Source organism: Pseudomonas sp. TSO6 (assembly GCF_056098905.1).
In genome coordinates, this window is the sequence record NZ_JBLZWV010000131.1 from 1 (window position 1) to 220 (window position 220).

The following is a 220-nucleotide window of genomic DNA, read 5'->3' on the forward strand; positions in this document are numbered from 1 at the left end:
GACGAGCCTGCAGGTGAGGGCGACCTGGTCAAAGTCACCATCGTGGCCGATCAGGTATCGGTCAACGAAGCGACCGAGCCGACCTTCACCCTGAGCCTGAACAAGGCCTTGGACAAGGACTTCACCGTCACCCTGAGCACCGGTGCTACCGTGGTCTTCGCGGCTGGCGAGACCACCAAGTCCTACGCCGCGCCGGCTCAAGGCGATGACGTGTTCAAAG

Annotated in this window: 1 protein-coding gene; it reads left to right on the plus strand. The window is 62.3% G+C overall.

Annotation, left to right across the window (positions count from 1 at the left end; all coding sequences use genetic code 11):
• Positions 1-220: immunoglobulin-like domain-containing protein (locus ACN6NG_RS30100; RefSeq protein WP_474317584.1), on the plus strand; the 220-nt coding region annotated here is incomplete at both ends.